The 1,152-nt window shown below is 43.4% G+C and carries 2 protein-coding genes; one reads left to right on the top strand and one right to left on the bottom strand.

Annotated elements, in window-relative coordinates; translation table 11 throughout:
* Nucleotides 1-2: 2 nt before the first annotated feature.
* Complete coding sequence (gene mutM / locus A3766_RS06030) at nucleotides 3-812, bottom strand: bifunctional DNA-formamidopyrimidine glycosylase/DNA-(apurinic or apyrimidinic site) lyase (RefSeq protein ID WP_068508774.1); 810 nt, start codon at nucleotides 810-812, stop codon at nucleotides 3-5.
* Nucleotides 813-867: 55 nt separating this feature from the next.
* Between mutM and A3766_RS06025 the strand changes: the two genes are divergently transcribed.
* The coding region (locus A3766_RS06025; protein WP_304440931.1) for a hydantoinase/oxoprolinase N-terminal domain-containing protein at nucleotides 868-1,152 on the top strand (285 nt) is incomplete at its 3' end.

The following is a 1,152-nucleotide window of genomic DNA, read 5'->3' as shown; positions in this document are numbered from 1 at the left end:
GATTATTTTTGACACTGTGAACAGTACACCGTTGCACGATTACCTTGCCTGATTTCCTTTAGCGCTTGTCCACACTCGACACAGGCTTCACCCCCTCGGCCATACACATTCAGCTCTTGCTTAAAGTATCCTGGCTTTCCATCACTTCCCACAAAGTCTTTTAGAGTTGTACCTCCTTGTTTGATGGATTTACGCAAGACCTCTTTGATGGTATCTGCAAGCAAGTTATAGCGCTTTAAAGAGATTTGAGAGGCTGATCGAATAGGAGAGATGCCCGCTTTGAACAAAGCTTCGTTTGCATAAATATTGCCAACACCAACAACAAGCTTACTATTCATCAGGAACTGTTTAACCGCTTGTTTTCTCTTTTTGGCAGCTTGATGAAGATACGCTCCGTCGAACTCCTCATTTAGAGGTTCAAGCCCCAAAGAAGCAATTAAAGGATGCGCTTGCCAATTGGAAGACCATAATATGCTGCCAAACCTTCGCGGATCGTTAAAGCGCAGTATTTTTCCACAGGAAAGGTGGAATTCAACATGATCATGTTTTATCCGTGGCGTCCTCTCGTCGACTATACGCAAACTCCCAGACATACCTAAATGCAGCAGTATACTTCCGTCAGGGACACAGATGATTATATACTTACCTCGCCTGAGAACATCGCTAACCGGCTGGTTTGTCATTTCATAGAGTTCATTAGAAACAGGCCAACGCAAAGCTTGCTGATAGATCTTGATGGATAAGATTTTATGCCCCTTGATATAAGGCTCAATGCCCCGGCGAGAGGTTTCTACTTCTGGCAATTCAGGCAAACTTGGCTCCTCATAGATAGAACAAATCACGCATTTTGATACAAAGGAAAGGCAAGTGTCCAATTCCCCTAAGCTTCACAATCCCAAATCTTCTTTAAGCGATGAGGATGAAATCCTGTACTTAGGTGTTGATGCCGGAGGCACTTTTACCGACTTTGTCTTGCTCACTGAACAAGAAGTGCGTATTCATAAAGTACTATCAACCCCTTCAAACCCTGCTCAAGCAATCTTGCAGGGAATAGAAGAACTAGGTTTAAACTCAGCTGTCGATAATAAACAGCTTTGTATTATTCATGGAAGTACGGTAGCTACCAATGCAGCGCTTGAACGAAAAGGTGCT

The organism is Oleiphilus sp. HI0132, assembly GCF_001635845.1.
This window is presented reverse-complemented; position numbering and strand designations above follow the sequence as displayed.